The organism is Micromonospora haikouensis, from assembly GCF_900091595.1.
GTDB classification, from domain to species: Bacteria; Actinomycetota; Actinomycetes; order Mycobacteriales; family Micromonosporaceae; genus Micromonospora; species Micromonospora haikouensis.
Genome location: NZ_FMCW01000029.1, coordinates 87,093 through 101,753, shown reverse-complemented (window position 1 = coordinate 101,753; position 14,661 = coordinate 87,093). Strand labels below are relative to the sequence as shown.

The 14,661-nt window shown below is 73.6% G+C and carries 11 protein-coding genes; 10 read left to right on the top strand and 1 reads right to left on the bottom strand.

The window, feature by feature from the left end; translation table 11 throughout:
- The first annotated feature begins 55 nt into the window (after positions 1 to 55).
- The 5 genes from GA0070558_RS25850 (at position 56) to GA0070558_RS25835 (ending at position 5,975) form a co-directional block, all read left to right on the top strand.
- The gene (locus GA0070558_RS25850) at positions 56 to 922 is read left to right on the top strand and encodes a helix-turn-helix domain-containing protein (RefSeq protein WP_091284395.1); all 867 of its coding nucleotides are present in this window, start codon (positions 56 to 58) and stop codon (positions 920 to 922) included.
- 178 nt (positions 923 to 1,100) lie between these two features.
- Positions 1,101 to 2,378 carry a poly(ethylene terephthalate) hydrolase family protein gene (locus tag GA0070558_RS25845; protein WP_091284439.1) on the top strand — a complete coding sequence of 426 codons (1,278 nt, stop codon included), beginning with the start codon at positions 1,101 to 1,103 and terminating at the stop codon, positions 2,376 to 2,378.
- Between the two features lie 80 nt (positions 2,379 to 2,458).
- Complete coding sequence (locus tag GA0070558_RS25840; protein WP_077936947.1) at positions 2,459 to 3,574, top strand: ricin-type beta-trefoil lectin domain protein; 1,116 nt, start codon at positions 2,459 to 2,461, stop codon at positions 3,572 to 3,574.
- Between the two features lie 201 nt (positions 3,575 to 3,775).
- A complete protein-coding gene (locus GA0070558_RS33010) occupies positions 3,776 to 4,138 on the top strand; it encodes a CATRA system-associated protein (RefSeq protein ID WP_141722326.1) in 363 nt (120 codons plus the stop codon).
- Positions 4,116 to 5,975: a CATRA conflict system CASPASE/TPR repeat-associated protein gene (locus GA0070558_RS25835; RefSeq protein WP_141722325.1), complete on the top strand. Its 1,860-nt coding sequence runs from the start codon at positions 4,116 to 4,118 to the stop codon at positions 5,973 to 5,975. The genes GA0070558_RS33010 and GA0070558_RS25835 overlap by 23 nt, the downstream gene beginning before the upstream one ends.
- An 88-nt stretch (positions 5,976 to 6,063) precedes the next feature.
- On the opposite strand, the gene GA0070558_RS25830 is transcribed toward GA0070558_RS25835, so the two are convergent.
- Positions 6,064 to 7,374 carry an AfsR/SARP family transcriptional regulator gene (locus GA0070558_RS25830; protein WP_091284391.1) on the bottom strand — a complete coding sequence of 437 codons (1,311 nt, stop codon included), beginning with the start codon at positions 7,372 to 7,374 and terminating at the stop codon, positions 6,064 to 6,066.
- 135 nt (positions 7,375 to 7,509) lie between these two features.
- On the opposite strand from GA0070558_RS25830, the gene GA0070558_RS25825 reads away from it, so the two are divergent.
- Genes GA0070558_RS25825 through GA0070558_RS25810 form a run of 5 tightly spaced genes read left to right on the top strand, consistent with a single transcriptional unit; the run spans position 7,510 to position 14,659 of the window.
- Entirely contained in the window at positions 7,510 to 7,908 is a 399-nt protein-coding gene (locus GA0070558_RS25825) for a CATRA system-associated protein (RefSeq protein ID WP_141722324.1), read from the top strand.
- Positions 7,886 to 9,559, top strand: coding sequence for a CATRA conflict system CASPASE/TPR repeat-associated protein (locus GA0070558_RS33575; RefSeq protein ID WP_176734377.1), 1,674 nt, complete (start codon positions 7,886 to 7,888; stop codon positions 9,557 to 9,559). Before GA0070558_RS25825 ends, GA0070558_RS33575 begins: the two co-directional genes overlap by 23 nt.
- The gene (gene grpE / locus GA0070558_RS33005) at positions 9,556 to 10,233 is read left to right on the top strand and encodes a nucleotide exchange factor GrpE (protein ID WP_176734376.1); all 678 of its coding nucleotides are present in this window, start codon (positions 9,556 to 9,558) and stop codon (positions 10,231 to 10,233) included. Before GA0070558_RS33575 ends, grpE begins: the two co-directional genes overlap by 4 nt.
- Before the next feature lie 51 nt (positions 10,234 to 10,284).
- Positions 10,285 to 11,958 (top strand): Hsp70 family protein, encoded by a 1,674-nt coding sequence (locus GA0070558_RS25815; protein WP_091284387.1) that lies wholly within the window; start codon positions 10,285 to 10,287, stop codon positions 11,956 to 11,958.
- Positions 11,959 to 11,962: 4 nt separating this feature from the next.
- Positions 11,963 to 14,659: a SaeA-related protein gene (locus GA0070558_RS25810; protein ID WP_091284386.1), complete on the top strand. Its 2,697-nt coding sequence runs from the start codon at positions 11,963 to 11,965 to the stop codon at positions 14,657 to 14,659.
- Positions 14,660 to 14,661 lie beyond the last annotated feature (2 nt).

The window sequence follows — 14,661 nt, the reverse complement described above, 5'->3', positions numbered from 1 at the left end:
TGCCTAGGTTCGCCGGACCTACCCTCGGCGGTCCGGGCCGCGCCACACTGGCGGCATGAGCCATCCGTACGCCCGTGAGCTGGGCGACTTCCTGCGCGCCCGGCGGGGCCGGCTGCGCCCGCGCGACGTCGGCCTGGAGCCGGGCGGCCGGCGCAAGGTGACCGGTCTGCGCCGCGAGGAGGTGGCCCTGCTGGCGGGGCTGAGCACCGACTACTACCAGCGGATGGAGCAGGGCCGGGAGGTGCGCCCGTCCGACGACGTGCTGGCCGCGATCGCCGGTGCGCTCGGCCTCGACGAGCGGGAACGCCGGCACCTGTTCACGCTGGCCCGCGCCGCCCGCCGGCCGGTGCCCGCCCGCGCCGACCACGGCCCGGAGCGGGTGCCGGAGGGCACCCGGCGGCTGCTGCGGGTGCTGGACACCCCGGCGGTCGTGCTCGGCCGGCACCTCGACCTGCTCGCCTGGAACCCGCTGGCCCAGGCGCTGCTCGGCGACCCCGGCGGCCACCCGCCCGAGCGGCTCAACATGCTCCTGCTGATGTTCGACGACGCGCTGACCGGGCGACGGAGCTGCCCGGACTGGGAGCGCCAGGCCCTCGACTACATCGGCATGATGCGCGTCGCCGTCGCCGCCGACCCCACCCACCCGCGCGCCACCGCGGTCGTCGGCGAGCTGAGCATCCGCAGCGCCGAGTTCCGTCGGCTGTGGGCCCGGCACGACGTGCGCGAGTCGGTCAGCGGCACCAAGACGTTCCGGGTGCCGGAGGTCGGCGACATCGTCCTGGCCTGGGACACGTACCCGCTGCCTGGCAACCCCGGCCCGGTCCTGCTGGTCTTCACCGCCGAGCCGGGCAGCGCCGACGCGGACCGGCTGCGGCTGCTGGCGTCGCTGCGCGCGACCCACCCGGAGCCGTCGCCGCGCTGACGGCAGGGCCCCGAACGGCCGAAACCGTGCGGATAAATTGACCGACATGAATCACGGACGTAATGTGAGCGATAACATCGCGAGCTCGCGTGCGGGCCTTGCCTGATCGAAGGAGGAGCCGGTGAAGTTGCCGACAGACCCGCCCTCGCCGCAGGGACGCGGGGCCCGTGCGCGCTCCCTGCCCCGGTCGGGCATCGTCACCTGGCTCGCGGTCGGGCTCGCGGCGGTCCTCGGCCTGACGATGGCGATGACCACACCGCCCGCGGCGGCCGCCGACAACCCGTACCAGCGGGGCCCGGACCCGACCCTGGCCAGCGTGGCCGCCAGCCGGGGCCCGTTCGCCACGACGCAGGCGACCGTGCCGCCGGGCAACGGCTTCAACGGCGGGTACGTCTACTACCCGACCGACACCAGCCTGGGCACCTGGGGCGCGGTGGCGATCGTCCCCGGCTATTCCGCGCTGTTCGCCAACGAGGAAGCCTGGATGGGACCCTGGCTGGCGTCCTTCGGGTTCGTGGTGCTCGGGATCGAGACCAACAGCCGCACCGACGGGGCCGACGCCCGCGCCACCCAGCTGCTCGCGGGGCTGGACTATCTCACCCGGTCCAGCCCGGTGCGCGACCGCGTCGACCCCAACCGGCTGAGCGTCATGGGCCACTCCGCGGGCGGGGCCGGCACCCTCCTCGCCGCGCTGCGCCGGCCGTCGCTGAAGACCGCCGTCGGCCTCGCGCCCGGCGCGCCCGGCAACAGCCTGAACATGTCCACCACCCAGGTGCCCACCATGCTCATCTCGGGGCAGAACGACGGCACGGTCACGCCGTCGTACGTGCAGGGCATCTACAACACGCTGCCCGCCTCGGTGGAGCACGCCTGGGCGGAGCTGGCCGGCAACGACCACCTCTCCTTCACCCGGTCGAACCCCACCGAGATGCGGATCCTGATCCCCTGGCTCAAGATCTTCCTGGACAACGACACGCGGTACACCCAGTTCCTCTGCCCGCTGGCGGACAGCACCGGCGTCTCGCGCTACAACTCCACCTGCCCGCTGGTGCCGCCGGGCCTGCCGACGTCGCCGCCCACCACCCCGCCGACGACCACCCCGCCGCCCACGGGCCCGCCGACGAGCCCCCCGCCGCCGACGACCACCCCGCCGCCCTCGGGGGCCGCCTGCACGGCGACCTACCGCACCGTCGGCTCGTGGTCCGGCGGCTTCCAGGGCGAGGTCACCGTGACCGCCGGCAGCGCCGCCATCAGCGGCTGGACCGTCCGCCTGGACCTCGGCGGCGGCCAGAGCATCAGCCAGGTCTGGAACGGCACCCTGAGCACCAGCGGCTCGACCGCGACCGTGCGCAACGTCGCCTACAACGGGTCGCTCGCCGCCGCCGGCTCGACGACCTTCGGCTTCCTCGGCTCCGGCACGCCACCCGCGCCGACGCCGACCTGCACCAGCCCGTGACGCCGACCTGCACCGGTGCGTGACGGCGACGTGCACCAGCCCGTGACCGACGACAGAGATTGATCCAGGGAGAGGAATCCATGCGAACGAGGGCAAGGTGGCTCGCGGCGCTCGCCGCGTTCGGGGTGGCGGTCGCCGGGGTGCTGGCGGCGCCGGCCGGCCCGGCCAGCGCGGAGTCCAACGGCGGGGTGCGCGTGATGCCGCTGGGCGACTCCATCACCGAGGGCACCCAGGTGCCGGGCGGCTACCGCATCGGCCTCTGGCAGCGCCTCGCCGCAGGGCGCTACACGGTCGACTTCGTCGGGTCGCAGTTCAACGGGCCGGCGAGCCTGGGTGACCACGACCACCAGGGGCACCCCGGCTGGCGCATCGACCAGATCGACGCGAACATCGTCGGCTGGCTGAACACCCAGCGGCCGAAGAGCGTCCTGCTGCACATCGGCACCAACGACATCCTGCAGAACTACAACGTGAGCACCGCGCCGAACCGGCTCTCCAGCCTGATCGACAAGATCACCAACACGGTGCCCACGGCCGAGGTGTTCGTCGCGCAGATCATCACGCTGTCCAACAGCAACCAGGCGGCGGCCGCGCGCACCTTCAACGCGGCGATCCCCGGCATCGTGCAGAGCAAGGTGAACGCCGGCAAGCGGGTGCGCCTGGTCGACATGCAGAGCGCCCTCACCACCGCCGACCTGATCGACGGTATCCACCCCACCGCCGGCGGCTACGACAAGATGGCCGCCCGCTGGTATTCCGCGTTGCAGTCGGTGCCGGGCAGCATCGGTGACCCGGGCACCGGCACCGGCCAGGGCACCGCGCTCGTGGGCACCCTGTCCGGGCGGTGCGTCGACGTCCCCGGCTCCACCACCACCAACGGCACCCAGGTGCAGCTGTGGGACTGCCACGGCGGCGCCAACCAGCAGTGGACGTACACCTCCGGCAAGGCGCTGACGGTCTACGGCAACAAGTGCCTCGACGCCGCCGGATACGGCACCTCGCCGGGCACCCTGGTCACGATCTACGACTGCCACGGCGGGGCCAACCAGCAGTGGAACGTCAACTCCAACGGCACCATCACCGGCGTGCAGTCCGGCCTCTGCCTGGACCCGTACAACGTGGGCACGGCCAACGGCACGAAGCTCGTGCTGTGGACCTGCACCGGCCAGACCAACCAGCAGTGGAGCCGCCGATAGCGTGACGGGGCGGGCGGCCTTCGGGGAAGGGCCGCCCGCCCGGCGGGCCGGGCGACGTCGGTCGGCCCTGTGCCCGCGAACCGCTCCCGTGAGTCCGTCGAGCGCCGATCCAACGGCATTTCCTCCGGGCCGATCGATTCGATTTCCCGATCCGGACTCCCCTTCTTGGACTGAGCGGGACGGAACTAGGATCGGGCTGTGATGGATGGCCCAGAGCGGGAGGCGTCCGCCGCGCGCCTCGACCCACGAATGATCAGAGATTTGATCTCGATGCTGCGGGAAGCGCAGGGTTGGCGGCTCACCGACGGGAAATGGCAGGAAGTGGGCCGCCTGGTCGAGGACGTGGAGAAGGCCCTCGCTGGCGGGGACGACGCCGTTCTGCGTCGGGTGATCGACACTCTGGAAGTGGCCGGGGAAGTGCGCATCACGCGGATAGGCGCGTCGACGCCGCAACCCGTCCCGCCGCGGTTACGTGATCGACTCAATCGTCTCGTGCACCAGTTGTCGCCGCCGTCCGGCGGCCGTGCCGGAGGGGCCGCTGGTGACCGACCATCCCGTTGTTGAGCAACACATCGTCGTGCACCGCTTCCTCCCGACCGACGGTCCGCAGGCCGAGGCCGCCGGCGAGGAGTTACGCGAGCTGTGGGCCGCCTGCCGACGCTCCTTCGGGATGACCGGCCCGATCCACGGCACCAACCTGCCGGCCCACCTGCCCGAGGTGCTGGCCGCCGGGCGGGGCGTGCCCGAGGAGGCCGCTCTCGCCGCGCAGGAACGGCCCGACAGCGGATATCAGGCGATCCTGCGGCGTTGCCACGACGTGCTCGACCTGTCGGTGGCGCTGGCGCCGCGGGTGGTCGACGCCGATGGCAGGGTCGTCGTCGATCCGGCGGCGGGTGAGCCGGCGCTCTGGTGGGCCGACCTGGACCGGCGCTGGCAACTGGCAACCGCGGGCCGGTCCGGGGCGGCGCTGGGTGAAGCGGTGCTCTGCGTGGCGGTCGTCGCGGGCTCTGTCCCGGTGGACGGGGCCGGCATCGAGCGGCTCGGCCGCCAGTTGGCGCGGTTCCTACCCCCCGAGCAGGAGGACGACGGATGGCCGTCGAGCGGTGTGCCGGTCGACGACGGGCTGGTGGTCTGGGAGACGACACCGAGGCAGGACGGGCGCGTCCGGCGGCGCTTCCTGATCGTCGGGGAAGAGCGGGCCCAGGGCTCGCTCAGCGCCTGGCTCTGGTCGGACGGCGGGGTGTGGCTCCCGCCGCTGGCCCGCTATCTGTTGCACGCGGCCAAGATCCACTATCAGCTCCGGGTGTGGCGGCGGGACCGTGACCCGCATGGCCAGGCGGACGGGGCGACCGCCGCAGCCGGCGAGCTGCGGCGGGTGCTGGGCGCCCCGGAGACCGCGGGCGGCGCGGCGTCGGTCGGCCCGCTGGCCGGCTCCGAGCTGGCGGCGGTCCGGTCCGAGGAGTTGGCGGCGGTGTTGACCAGCACCGCGCTCCGGCAGATGCGCCGGACGGTGGAGGTGGCGACGGCGAACATGACCAGGGTGCCCGGGCTCGGCGCAGAACGGGCCGACGGGCACGGCCCGTTCGCCGACGATCTCGCGCTGGCGGGGTGGTTCGCGGAGCAGCTCGCCGACGACGACGCCTACCTGACCGTGGACGCCGAGCGGGCGCGCCGGGTCGGCGAGATCGGCCTCGGGCTACAGGCCGGAGCCGGGCCGCCGACGGCACCGGTCGTCGCGGCCTCCGTCTCCCCGGCCGCGGCAACCGGGGCGGCGGGCAGCGGCGCGCTCGGTCGGCACGCCGACGCCGGCCGGGAGGCCGGCCCCGCGACGAGGGGCGGCCCCGCCACCCACCCCGAGGTGGCCCGCCGCGTCTTCGTCGTGCACGGCCGCGACCACCAGGTCCGCGACCGGATGTTCGACTTTCTCCGCGCGCTGGACCTGCGTCCGATGGAGTGGGAGCCGCTGGTCACCGCGACCGGCAGCACCGCACCCTACCTGCGGGACGTGGTGGGCTGGGGGGTCACCCACGCGCAGGCGGCCGTCGTGTTGCTGACCCCCGAGGACCAGGTGAGCCTTCATCCGGATCTGAGACTGCCCGCCGACACCAGCGCCGAGGCCCAGCCCGGCCTGCAGGCCCGCCCCAACGTGCTGCTGGAACTGGGCATGGCGTTGGCGACCTATCCGGATCGGACCCTGGTGATCCAGGTGGGGGAGACCCGGCCGGTGGCCGACCTCGGGGGGCTCAACTTCATTCGGCTCACCGACAGCCCCGACTGCCAGCGCAAGATCGCCTCCAGGCTGCGGCAGGCGGGCTGCGCGGTGGACGACACGGGATCGGACTGGCTGGCCCCCGGGCGCTTCGCCGGGCTGGAGGCGTACAACCGGCACGCCCGGTCGTGACCCGGGCCGCCCGGCACGGTGCGGCCGGCGGGCCCGTGCCGGGCGGCCGCGCGACGACGCCCGGCCGGCGTCCCGGCCCGGCACGGGCTCACAGTTGGCGGAGGAAGGCCGCCACGTCGAGGATGTCGACCTGGCTGACGTCGGCCGGCCGGAGCACGATCCGCAACTCCGGGCAGAACAACCGTTGCCGGGACCGGTCGACGTAGGACCGAAGAATGATCTTGATTAGTTCCTCCCGGCCGACCGGAGGGAGCCGGGCCAGACCCGAGCCGATCAGTGGCATGGCGAGAACGCCGAGCTGCCCGTGCCGCTCGGCGGCGTCCCACACCCGGTCCAGGCTGACCCGCAGCTCCGCGACGCTGGACTCGGCGACGAGGTCGTTGCCCATCCGGCTGTACGCGACGCCGAAGATCCGTCGGCGGGGCTGACGGAGCACGGCCACCGTCCCGACGGGATAGCGGATCAGCTTCCCCCGGCGTTTGGCCGCCCGGGTCTCCGTGGCCACCTTCGGCGCGTCGGCGAGCGCCCGCCGAAGCTCCCGATCCAGCCAGGCGCGGTCGCCACCGTATTCGCGTCGCAGCAACTGCCCCTGCACGCTGTCGCTGTTGATCACGATGTCGCCGGTGGTCGAGGTGTCGAAGGTGTCGCTGAACCCGACCACGAGATGCGCGTCCTCCTGCCCGAACAGGTCGCCGGTCAGGATCCGTACGGTGGTGCGCGGCGAGGTGAAGACCCGTTGGACGACGTTGCGGGGCAGCGCCTGAGCCTCGCGCCGGATGCGGTCCATCAGCGCGGCGAGCGCGGCGTCGTCGGGCCGCTCGGCCAGGAGGCCCTGCCCGAACTCGAACGCCCGGTCCCACATCCCGACGTCGCGGTAGGCGTGCAACAGGGCGCGTTCGGCGGCCTCCCTGGCCTCCCTGAGCTGCTCGATCGTCCGCCGCGCGAAGGGGAAGCTCTCCGCGTCGAAGAGCGGGCGTCCGGACCAGAGCGCGAGCGCGTCGGTGAGGGTGTCGATCGCGGTCGCCGGGTCGGCGTGGTGCGAGCCGTGGACGAGCCGGCGGAACCGGAAGACGTCGACCTGGTCCGGGTCGACGACCAGGCGGTAGGCCGACGTCCGGCCACGCTCCGTGCGCAGGATCTCGGACCGTTCGCCGGGGCGGAGCGGGTCGAGGAGCTTCCGTAGTTCGAGGATCCGTTTCTGGACGAAAATCTTGCCCGGTCTGTCGACCGGCCCGCTCCGGGGCGCCCAGACATCGCGAAACAACTCGTCGACCGTCAACGGCTCGCCGGCCGCCAGCAACAGCCGGATCAATACGGTCGCGGTCGTGGGTGGAAGCGGCGTGGCGACGCCGTCGAGTTCGATGGTCGTGCGCCCGAACAGTCGCACCCGAACTGCCATCCGCGCCCTCCCCGGCCATTTTCGACAGGCCACCACGGTAGAGAACACGTTCACCGGAAGCAAACCGGAAGCGGTCGGTAAGCCGACATTCAGCAGTCCGGGACTTGTTGCGGAAGCGATGCCGCTGATCAGCTGATGTCGCTGATGAAAGGCTGTTTTGGCGGGCCGGAAAGGTGCGTGGTGGTGGCGGGTCGAGAGGTCGACGAGGAGCACATTCTATGCGAACTCCAGGGGGTGCTGACCGATCTGCTGGAGCAATTCCTGCCAATGGCCAGTTGGCAGCGGATCGAGTTGCTGGTAATCGCTGCCGATCGGGCGTTGTCCTGCGGCGATCTGATCGAACTCGCTCGGCAGTCCGCCCTCATCGAAGCGTCGTTTGCCGTGCGGGCCACCCCGTTGGGCACCCAGTCGAGCCAGCCCGCACCGTACCAGCTGCGCGAACGGGTCGCCATCCTCATCCACCGGGCGGACCAGTGGCGCGGCCGGGGGAATGACGACGGGGGGCGGGTGGATGCGCGCCGCACCGCTGACTGATCGCGAACTGGTGGCGCACGTCTTCGTTCCGCTCACCGGGCCGCACCACCCGCACGGTCACGCCCATCTCGCCCAGGTGTGGCGGCGCTGCCGGGAGTTGCTGGCCATCGTGGAGCCCACCCCGCTCGGCCTGCCGACCGACCTGCCGGGCGATGTCGACGGCCTGCCTCCGCGGGACGGCCCGGTCGCGGCGGCCCGGCGCAGCGGCGGGGGAGTCCATGAGATGTTCGCCTACCGCCGGCACGACATGCTCTGCCTGTCGGTCGTGCTGGCCCCCGGGCAGGCGACGAGCTGGCCGGCGCTGGAGGCCGACTGGGCGCGCGCCCGGGGCGGGGAGCACCCGGCGGTGCTGGGCGAGGTGCGGCTCCGCCTGGCCCGACACCGGCGCTCCCGGTGGGGTTCCGCAAGCGCGACCGCCCAGGCGTACGCGTCGCTGCGCGCCGAACTGGACGGACCCGACCGGCCCGGGCCGGCGCAGGGCGCGTCAGGCCGGCGGCTGCCGCCCGGGGCCGACCGGCCGTCGCCGGGGGCGGCCGTGACGTCCGGCGGGTTCGTGGTCTGGGAGGCGTCGGGGCTGCCGGACGACCGCCGGCTGCGTCGGCTCGTGGTCGTCGCGCCGAAAGGCACCGAGGAGCAGCTCAGCGAATGGGTCTGGAGCAGCGGCCGGGCCGAACCGGCGACGCTGACCCGGTATCTGCTGTACGCGGCGATGGCCCGCTACGAGCTGCGGGTCTGGTCCGCCGGGCAGGCCCGGTCGCTGCCCCACCAGGTCGACGCCCGGCTGGCCCGGCTGCTGCCGCTGCTGGACGAGGCCGCCGAGGAGGACCAGCCCGACCCGGCGCAGTGGGACCGGTACGCCCGCCGGCTCGGCCAGCTGGTCGCGGACGAGGCCGGACTGCTGGACGCGGTCGCCGAGCTGAGCGGCCTGCGTCGCACGGTGCAGATCGCCACCACCAACATGGCCACGCTCGTGCCGTCACCGGCCGGCGCACACCGGGACGGCCTGTTCGCCGACGACCACGCGCTGACCACCTGGTTCGACCAGCAGCTCGACGACGACCTCACCTACCTGCGGGCGACGCTGGCGCGCACCACCAGCGTCGGCGTGCTGCTCGACCGCTCCGTGCGGCGTTGGGAGGCCGCCCGCCGGGAGCGCTACACCCTGGCGCAGACCGCACTCGTCGGCGCGGTCCTCATGGTGCTGACCGCGATCCAGGCCCTGCGCTACCAGGTGCCGCTGCCGACCCGGGTCCAACCGGCGGTGGTCATCGGCCTCGGCGCGGTCGCCTTCTATCTGCCTTTGGCCGTCATCCGACTGGCCTCGGCGCGCCGGGGCGGCACCACGCTCGTCGAGCACCTGGCCCTGGCCGCGCTGGTCGCCACCGGCCTGTGGGCCGGGCTGGCCTGGCTCGCCAACGTTGTCCCGACGGGCTGGGCATGGGCCGCCGTGCTGGTGCCCGGCGCATTCCTGACGACCTGGCTCGCCCTGGCGACCCGCCGGGCCTACCGACGCCGACGGGCCGAACCCGGCCCCGCGGGACCCGCCGGCGGGGATCGGCGTCGCGCGTCGGTCCACGACGGTGTGATCGACGACCCGCCGCCCGCCCCGCCCGGCCACCCGAGACCTCCGAGACGGATGTGGAGACCATGACGCAAGCCCCGTACGACAGCAGCGACCCGGCGGACGGTGGGCCGGACGCCCGGCCGACCGCCGACGGCGACGAGGAGACCCGGTCGGTGCAGGAGGAACTGCCCGGCGGGGAGCCGGCCGAGGCCACCGCCGACCGGTTGTGGGAGATCAGCGCGGCGCTCGCCGCGATCCAGCACGAGCTCGCCAGACAGAACGAACGGGCGGCGGCCCGGGAGCGGGTCATCGACCGGCTGCACGAGGAGAACCTGCGGCTACGGTCCGGCGAGTACCGGTCGGTGACCCGGCCGCTCGTCACCGACCTGCAGAGCCTCCGCAACGACCTGCTGCGGCAGGCGGCCACCCTGAGTGACCCCGTGACGGTGCCGACCGTGGCAGAGCTGCTCGGCAGCTTCGCCTACAGCATCGAGCTGACCCTGGAACGCGCCGGCGTCCAGGTGCTGCGCGCGGCGGCCGGGACCCCCTTCGAACCGGGATCCCACCGGGTGGCCCGGGTGGTCTGCACGGACGACCCGGCACAGGACGGCACGGTGGCCGAGCCGCTCGCCGACGGCTACCGGGACGTCGTCTCCGACCGGGTGCTGCTGCCCGCCTCGGTCGTCGTGTGCCGCCGGTCCGCCACCCCGACGCCGGTGCGCACCCCGACGCCGCCGGCCCCGGGCGGCCCGGCGCACTGACGTCGACCAGCGAACCACCCGCACGACGGCTTCGAGGACAAGGGGACAGAGATGACTGAGCAGCTCACCTACTTCGGCATTGACCTGGGCACCACCTACTCGGCGATCTCCTACATCGACGAGACGGGCCGCCCGACCGTGATCCGGGACCTCATCGCCGAGAGCGACACCATGCCCTCGGTGGTCTACTTCGAGAGCGCCGACAACGTGGTCGTCGGGGCGAACGCGCGCAACATGGCCCGGGTCGACCCCGAGCACGTCGTCGAACGGGTCAAGCGTCAGATGGGCCGGGAACGGCAGTGGGAGTTCTTCGGCGAGACGCACACCCCAGAGTCGATCTCCGCGTTGATCCTGCGCCGGCTCACCGAGTACGCCCAGGAGTACACCCAGCGCGAGGTGCGGCAGGTGGTGATCACCGTGCCGGCGTACTTCGGGATGCTGGAACGCGACGCCACCCGCAACGCCGGGGTCCTGGCCGGGCTGGACGTCCTCGGCATCGTGCCGGAACCGGTGGCCGCCGCGTTGCAGTACGACCTGATGGACGGGGCCGCCGAGCGGACCGTGCTCGTCTACGACCTGGGCGGCGGCACCTTCGACACCACGGTGATCCGGGTCGGCGCGGACGCCGTGGAAGTGATCTGCACCGACGGCGACCAGGAGCTCGGCGGCGCAGACTGGGACGACCGCCTGGCCCAGCACCTGCTCCAGGAGTTCGTCGCCGCGGCCGCGCCGGCCGAGGAACCGGCCGAGGACGCCCAGTTCATGCAGGACCTCTACCTCACCGCCGAGCAGGTCAAGCGGCAGCTCTCCCAGGCCACCTCGCGCACCGTCCCGCTGCGCTTCGCCGGCGCCTCCGCGATGATCACCATCACCCGGCAGACCTTCGAGGAGATCACCCGGGACCTGCTGGACAACACCATCGCCATCACCGACCGCACGCTGGACAAGCTCCGCGACAAGCTCGGCGGCGACCCGCGACAGCTCGTCGACGAGGTGCTGCTGGTCGGCGGCTCGACCAAGATGCCCGCCGTGACGGCCCGGCTCGCCGAGGCGTACGGCTGGCGCCCGCAACTGCACGACCCGGACCTGGCGGTGGCCAAGGGCGCGGCCCGCTACGCGCTCAGCCGCGCGGTCTGGCAGGCGGCCGACCCGGCGGCCGAGTCCGCCCCGACCGCCGAGGAGCGGGCCGAGCGGGTCAACGAACTGGCCAACCTGACCGGGCTCAGCGCCGAGTCCATCGCGGCGGTCTCCCACAAGCGGATCACCACCGTGCTGCCCAAGGCGTTCGGGGTGAAGCTGGTCGACACCAACAAGCCTGGCTGGGAGGAGGACACCGAGGCCGCCTCCTACGTCGAGCACCTGGTGCACGCAGACGACCCGCTGCCCTCCGGGCCGCACCCCCTGGTGGCCGGCACCGTGGTGGACAACCAGCAGGAACTGAGGATCGAGGTCTACGAACAGGCCGGCACCGTGGAGAGCGCCGAGTTGTTCGCCAACAAGGCGGTCGACCGTGGCGCGGGCACCATCACCGGGCTGCCGCCGCTGCCGCAGGGCTCCCCGATCGACATCAGCATGACCGTGGACGACAACGGCCTGCTCACCGTGCACGCCGTCGAGCCCACCTCCGGCAAGGACCTGACCATCGCCGTCCGGGTCAGCGTCCTGCCCGAGGAGGAGATCCCCCAGTTGCGGGCGAAGGTGTCGGCGATCTCGGTGAGGTCCTGAGCCGATGGAATTCGACCCGGCCCGGTACGACCGGGAGGTGATCGGCCCGTTGCGCGGGCGTCGGGGCCGGCTGCCCGACGGTGACCTGCGGGTGCGCTACGCCGTCGCGCCCGGCATGGACCGGGCGGCCCTCGAACAGCGGCTGCGGAAGGTGCGCACCTACTGGAACCAGAAGGCCAGCGGGCCGGCCGCGCAGGCGGCGACCGGGGTGTGCAAGCGGCTGCTCGCCGCCGACGAGGAGCTCAAGCGCACCGCCGGCGGCGCCATGCTCGACCCGGCCTGGTGGGAACAGCAGGCGACGGCGTACCGCCAGCGCGCCCAGGGTGCCCTCGACGGGCTGGTCCGTGACCTGCGTGATTCCTACGGCGGCTCGGGCCGGGTCACCCCGGGGCAGCTCGCCGCCATCGTCGCCCACCATCAGGCCACCTTCGACCACGCCCAGCTCGACCAGGCGGTCCGCCAGGCCAAGCTGGTCGTGGTCGAGCCGGTGGAGCTGCCCGCCGACAGCGGGATGGAGCGGACCGCCTACCGCACCCTCACCGAGAACCTGGGCATCGCCGGGGCGTCGACCATCGTGCACCTGCTCCACCCCGACCTGCGGGAACCGTTCCGGCTCTGCGCCGGCTTCGCCGTGCCCGGCCGACCCGAACTGACCCTGACCGCCGAGGTGGTGCGGGCGCGCAGCGCCGCCGAGAACGCCGCCGCCGACTCGCCTGTGGTGCGGGCCCGCAAGGCGGCGCTGGTCGCGCTGCGTACCGCCGCCGACCGTGGCGTCGCGTTGGCCGGCATCGCGCTGTTCCAGGTGGCCGAGCAGGTGCGGCAGGGCCGGGCCGCCGGGCTGGCGGACCGGCTGCTGGTCCGCACCGCCGTCGATCTCGGTCTGACCCCGGGCGACGCCGAGCTGCTGGTGCTCAGCATGCCGGCCACCGTCTCCGCCACGGTCGGCCCGGCCGACCAGGTACGGGAGCTGCTCGGCCAGGGTGAGCTGCGCACCGCCGCGCAGCGGCTGGCCGCCGTACCAGCCGAGCACGCCGACCGGGAGACGCTGCGGCGGGAGATCGCCGCCGCCGAGCAGCGGGTCGTCGAACTGCTGGAACAGGTCGACCAGGCGCTGGCCGCCGACCGGGAGGAGGCGGCGGAGCAGCTCCTGCGGCAGGCGCTGGCCGTCGCCACCGACGACGACGCCCTCGCCGCCCGGCTGCGCCGGCTGCGCCCCCCGCCACCGCAGGACCTGCGGGTGCATCCTGGCGCGCCGACGGTGCTGAGCTGGGCGCGGCCGGCCACCGAACGCACCGACCTGCGTTACCGGGTGGTCCGCGGCGACGGGGACCCGCCCGCCACCCCGCAGGCGGGAACGCTGGTCGCCGAGACCACCGAGCCGACGGCGGCGGACCCGGAGCCGCCGGTCGGTGCCCGCTGCGGCTACGCGGTCTTCGCCGCAGGCGAGTCGGGCGCCTGGTCCCGGGCGGTGACCGCGACCGCCCTGCTCACCCCGCCGGTGGGGGAGGTGACGGTGCTGGCGACCCCGCACGAGGTCACCCTCGCCTGGCGTCCGCACCCGGCGACGGTCGCGGTGCGGGTGCGCCGGACCGAGTCCCGACGCCCCGACTCCGCCGACGACGGCGTGCCGCTGCGCGCCGAGCCGACCGGGCTGACCGACACCACGGTCCAGCAGGGACGCGACTACCACTACAGCCTGGTCGCGGTCTACCGGGACCCGGCCGGCCGGCAGGTCGCCTCGGCGATGGTGGTGGTCACCGCCGCGCCGCGGCCCCGGGCCCACCCGGTCGAGTCGCTCACCGTCGAACCGGTCCGGGCGGTGGGGAACCGGGTCCGGGTCCGGCTCTCCTGGCTGCCCCAGCCCGGCGTCCGGGTCCGCATCCGCCGGGCCGACACCCCGCCGCTGTGGCCGGTCGGGGCCACGGTGCACGAGCCGGCGCTCGACGGATACGGCGTCGAGGTCACCGGGGCACCCGCCGACGCCGACGGACAGTGCGTGCTGGAGGCCGACGTGCCCCAGGGCTTCCACGTCTACCTGCCGCTTGCGGTCGGTGGCGAGGGCACGATCGTCGGGCGGCCGGTCACCCAGGGCACGGCCGCGCCGGTGGAGCGGCTGCGTGCGCAGCGCGCCGGCGACCAGGTGAGCATCTCCTGGGTGTGGCCGGACACGGTGAGCCTGGCCGAGGTGACCCACGCCCGCGACGGCCGCCCGGACGAGGTGTTCCAGGTCAGCAGGAGCCGCTACCTGCACGAGAAGGGCTGCCGGCTGACCGCCGACGACCGACCCGCCAGGGTCAGCGTGGTCGGCATCGCGGTCGGACCGGCCGGCCGGTCCCGGTCCCCGGCGGTCTGCTGCGACGTGCCGGGCCGCCCCGGCCGCCTCGCGTACACCGTCGAGCGGCTCGCGGGGCTGCGCAACCGGTTCTCCCCGCGACGGGCGCTCGCGGTCACCGCCGAGCGGGACTGCGCCGTCGCGCACCTGGTGGTGGTGGCGCAGGCCGGACCGGTGCTGCCGGTGCGGCCCGACCAGGGCCGCGAGCTGCTGCGCGTCTCCGACGTGGAGTTCGGGGCCGGGCAGACCCGGCGGTTCGAGTTCGACCTGCCCAGGGAGCTGTCCCGCCCGTACTGGATCAGGTGTTTCGTCGATCCCCCCTCCGGCGCGGTCCTGCGGGACCCGCCGGTCGACCAGTTGAAGGTGTGACG